Origin of the sequence: Streptomyces sp. NPDC059456 (genome assembly GCF_042750055.1) — a bacterium.
GTDB lineage: Bacteria > Actinomycetota > Actinomycetes > Streptomycetales > Streptomycetaceae > Streptomyces.
In genome coordinates, this window is record NZ_JBHYVA010000746.1 from 1 (window position 1) to 4,021 (window position 4,021).

Sequence of the window (4,021 nt, forward strand, 5' to 3'; positions counted from 1 at the left end):
GGGGCCGCCTCGATCCGCGGGCCGGACCGGCGGGCCGGACCGGGGGGCGGGGCTCGTCGTACGGCCCTCAGTTCTCGAACGGGGAGGGCACCGGGAAGTAGGCCTCCAGGAAGGCGGCGACCGCGCGCTGCTGCTCCTCGGGGGAGAGTCCGGGTGCGGTGTCGTCGTCGGCGAGGCAGAACGCGTCGGCCCAGCGGTCGGCCGCGAGGCCGGGCAGCCGCTCGATCTCCTCGGTCCGGCCGGTGCTGACGTACGCGTGGCGCAGTTCGCCCTCGACGGCTCGGCCGTCGGCGAGGGCCAGGTGGGAGGCCAGGGTGACCGGGGCGAGGTCGTCGGCGCTGCGGAACACCGAGCGGCTGGTGGCGTCGAGCCGCCCGGGCAGGCGCTCCTCGACGTGGGCGAAGAGGGCGCGGCTCAGCGGGTACGGGGTGTGGGCCAGGATGTGCGGGTAGGTGCGGCCGACGGCTTCTTCGACGGCGTGGCGGGTGGCCTTCTGGGAGGCGGTGAACACGTCGTCGTCGGCGCCCGGGGCGCTGGGGGCCACGGCCCGCTGGTCGTGGAAGACCTTGGGCAGGCCGGAGGAAAGGAAGTAGTTCTGCGGGCGCTGGGGGCGGCCGAGGAAGATGTCGTCGTTGAAGTACAGGAAGTGTTCGGCGAGGCCCGGGATGCGGTGGAGCTGGCTCTCGATGGCGTGGGAGTTGAACACCGGGAGGCCTGCGGGGTCGGCGAACAGTTCGCGGTGGCCGACGACGGTGACCTGCGGGTGGTCGGTGGCGAGCCAGGACGGCGTCTGGTCGTCGGTCACGATGAAGACGCGGCGGATCCACGGCGCGTGGGCGGCGATGGAGCGCAGGCAGTAGCGCAGTTCCCCGCGGTCGCGGTAGCGGTTCTCCGCGTGGTCGACGAGGGCGCGGCCGCCGTCCGCGCCGGTGTGGGCGCCGGCCGCGGCGGGGGCGGGCCGGCCGGCGGCCCCCGGGGGGGGGGGGGCGGGGCGGGGGCGCGCCGCCCCCCCCCCCCCCCCCTGGCGGGGTCGGCGGCGTCGACCCAGGTGATCACGGCGTCGACGGGGAAGTCGATGTCGTCGGGGAAGCGGCCGGCGAAGGCGTCGACGACGGGGTGGTCCTCGCCGCCGACGCGGGTGGTGGAGGTGGCTTCGAGGGTGGGCACCCACCAGCCGTACGGGGTCTCGCGCAGTCCGGCGATCGCTCCCGTGCCCGACTCGGCGGCTTCCCAGAACTCCAGGTCGCAGCCGGTTTCGGGGCCGTAGGTCAGGGTGCGGCCGGCGGTGACGACCGGCTGGAAGAGGCGCAGGCCCTTGACCTTCGGGTGCGGGGCGCCGGCCGGTCCGCACTCCACGGCCGCGACCGTGTCGCAGAGCGCCTCGGCGAGGACCTCGGCGCTGTCGTCGCCGTCGCGCAGGAGACGGGCGTAGACGGGGAGCCCGGTGAAGGCCTCGGCGCACGCCTTCAGCGCGGACGCGCGGTCCTGCGGGGCGATGGCCACCCGGTGCCGCAGCCCGCCGTCGGGGACCAGGCCGTACGGGACGGCGGCCGCCCGCAGTGCCCCCGCGACCGCCGCGAGGTTCGCGTCGCGGGCGGCGGCGGGCAGCAGGTCGTCGCGGACCGTGGTGAGCCGGCCGCGGTGGCGGACCAGGCCGGGCAGCGTCTCCAGCAGTTCGTCCTCACGGATCCGGCCGGGAGGGGGTGGCGTCCGGTGCCCGCTCTCGGTGCGCTCCCGCCGGGTGGCGTCCGGCTGTCTCGGTACGCCGCCGGGCCGGCGCAGCGTCCGTACGATCCGGCGCAGGCCGACGGGGAGCGGGAGACGGGACAGGCCCTGCATATGCGACCTCGCGAGACGGCGCCGGTGAGCGGCACCCGAGGATGCGGGCGGCACCCGGCGTGAGGGGGTGTGGTGCCGTCCGGCAGGCAGGGGCGGATGCCTCGTTCACGTCCACCTTTCCCTTCGTTCATTTTTCACGCAAGGGTCCGAGGGCCGTTATCCCCGTCTCACAGGGACTTCTCACTTTCCTCCGTGCCTGCGGACCGCCCGCAGCCACTCGCGGTTCATGGCGGCGATGGACGGCAGCGGGATGCCCTTGGGGCAGGCGGTGGCGCACTCGCCGGTGAGGGTGCAGCCGCCGAAGCCCTCGTCGTCCATCTGCGCGACCATGTCGAGCACGCGGGTCTCCCGCTCCGGCAAGCCCTGCGGGAGCACGTTGAGGTGGTTGACCTTGGCGGAGGTGAAGAGCATCGCAGAGCCGTTGGGGCAGGCCGCGACGCAGGCCCCGCAGCCTATGCACTCGGCGTGCTCGAAGGCGGAGTCGGCGTCGGCCTTGGGCACGGCGGTGGCGTGCGCCTCGGGGGCCGAGCCGGTCGGGGCGGTGATGTAGCCGCCGGCCTGGATGATCCGGTCGAAGGCGCCTCGGTCCACGACGAGGTCCTTGACCACGGGGAACGCGGCGGCCCGCCAGGGCTCGACGTCGATGGTGTCGCCGTCGGCGAAGGACCGCATGTGCAGCTGGCAGGTGGTGGTGCGCTCGGGGCCGTGGGCGTCGCCGTTGATGACGAGGCTGCACGCGCCGCAGATGCCCTCGCGGCAGTCGTGGTCGAAGGCGACCGGGTCCTCGCCCCGCAGGATGAGGTCCTCGTTGAGGGTGTCGAGCATCTCCAGGAACGACATGTCGCGGGAGATGCCGTCGACCTCGTACGTGACCATGGCACCGGGGGTGCCGGGGTTCTGCTGGCGCCAGACGCGCAGGTTGAGCCTCATGCGTAGCTCCGCTGGGTGGGGTGGACGTACTCGAAGACGAGGTCTTCCTTGTGCAGGACGGGGGCCGCGCCGGTGCCCTGGTACTCCCAGGCGGCGGCGTAGCCGAACTCCTCGTCGCGGCGGGCGGCCTCGCCGTCCGGGGTCTGGGACTCCTCGCGGAAGTGGCCGCCGCAGGACTCGGCGCGGTGCAGGGCGTCGAGGCACATCAGCTCGGCGAGTTCCAGGTAGTCGACGATGCGGTTGGCCTTCTCCAGGGACTGGTTGAACTCTTCGCCGCGGCCCGGGACCTTGATCCGCTTCCAGAACTCCTCGCGGATCTGCGGGATCCGCTCCAGCGCCTTGCGCAGGCCCTCCTCGGTGCGGGACATGCCGCAGTACTCCCACATGAGCTCGCCGATCTCGCGGTGGAAGGAGTCGGGCGTGCGGTCCCCGTCGACGGCGAGCAGCTTGGCGAGGCAGTCGCGGGTCTCGCGGACGGCTGCCGCGGCCTCGGGGTGGCTGTCGTCGACGGCTTCCCGGTGCGGGTGGCGGGCCAGGTAGTCGTTGATGGTGGAGGGGAGCACGAAGTAGCCGTCTCCGAGGCCCTGCATCAGGGCGGAGGCCCCTAGGCGGTTGGCCCCGTGGTCGGAGAAGTTGGCCTCGCCGATGGCGAAGAGGCCGGGGACGGTGGTCTGGAGGTCGTAGTCGACCCACAGGCCGCCCATCGTGTAGTGGACGGCGGGGTAGATCCGCATGGGGACCTCGTACGGGTTCTCCGCGGTGATCCGCTCGTACATCTCGAAGAGGTTGCCGTACTTCTCGGCGACCTCGTCCCGGCCCATGCGGCGGATGGCGTCGGCGAAGTCGAGGTAGACGCCCTGGCCGCCGGGGCCGACGCCGCGGCCCTCGTCGCAGACGTTCTTGGCGGCGCGGGAGGCGATGTCGCGGGGCACGAGGTTGCCGAAGGAGGGGTAGATGCGCTCCAGGTAGTAGTCGCGCTCCGCTTCGGGGATCTCGGCGGCGGGGCGGGTGTCGCCCTGGGCCTTGGGGACCCAGATGCGGCCGTCGTTGCGCAGGGACTCGCTCATCAGCGTGAGCTTGGACTGGTGGTCGCCGGTGCGCGGGATGCAGGTGGGGTGGATCTGCGTGAAGCAGGGGTTGGCGAAGTACGCGCCGCGCCGGTGGGGCCCCCCCCCCCCGGGCGCGGGGGGGTTTTTTTGGTTGGGGGGGTGTGGTTATAAAATTAAGTAAAAGACCCAGCCGCGCACCCGAC

General features: G+C 73.0%; 3 protein-coding genes and 1 pseudogene. All 4 read right to left on the bottom strand.

Features of this window, described 5'->3' with window-relative positions:
* Window positions 1–67: 67 nt before the first annotated feature.
* Window positions 68–865 carry a stealth conserved region 3 domain-containing protein gene (locus ACFXA3_RS37625; RefSeq protein ID WP_385194953.1) on the bottom strand — a complete coding sequence of 266 codons (798 nt, stop codon included), beginning with the start codon at window positions 863–865 and terminating at the stop codon, window positions 68–70.
* Complete coding sequence (locus ACFXA3_RS37630) at window positions 802–1,839, bottom strand: hypothetical protein (RefSeq protein WP_385194948.1); 1,038 nt, start codon at window positions 1,837–1,839, stop codon at window positions 802–804. Before ACFXA3_RS37630 ends, ACFXA3_RS37625 begins: the two co-directional genes overlap by 64 nt.
* Window positions 1,840–2,019: 180 nt before the next feature.
* Complete coding sequence (locus tag ACFXA3_RS37635) at window positions 2,020–2,769, bottom strand: succinate dehydrogenase/fumarate reductase iron-sulfur subunit (RefSeq protein ID WP_385194950.1); 750 nt, start codon at window positions 2,767–2,769, stop codon at window positions 2,020–2,022.
* Window positions 2,766–3,935, bottom strand: a pseudogene (gene sdhA, locus ACFXA3_RS37640) (succinate dehydrogenase (quinone) flavoprotein subunit); the annotation flags it as partial. The pseudogene sdhA and the gene ACFXA3_RS37635, both read right to left, overlap by 4 nt.
* Window positions 3,936–4,021 lie beyond the last annotated feature (86 nt).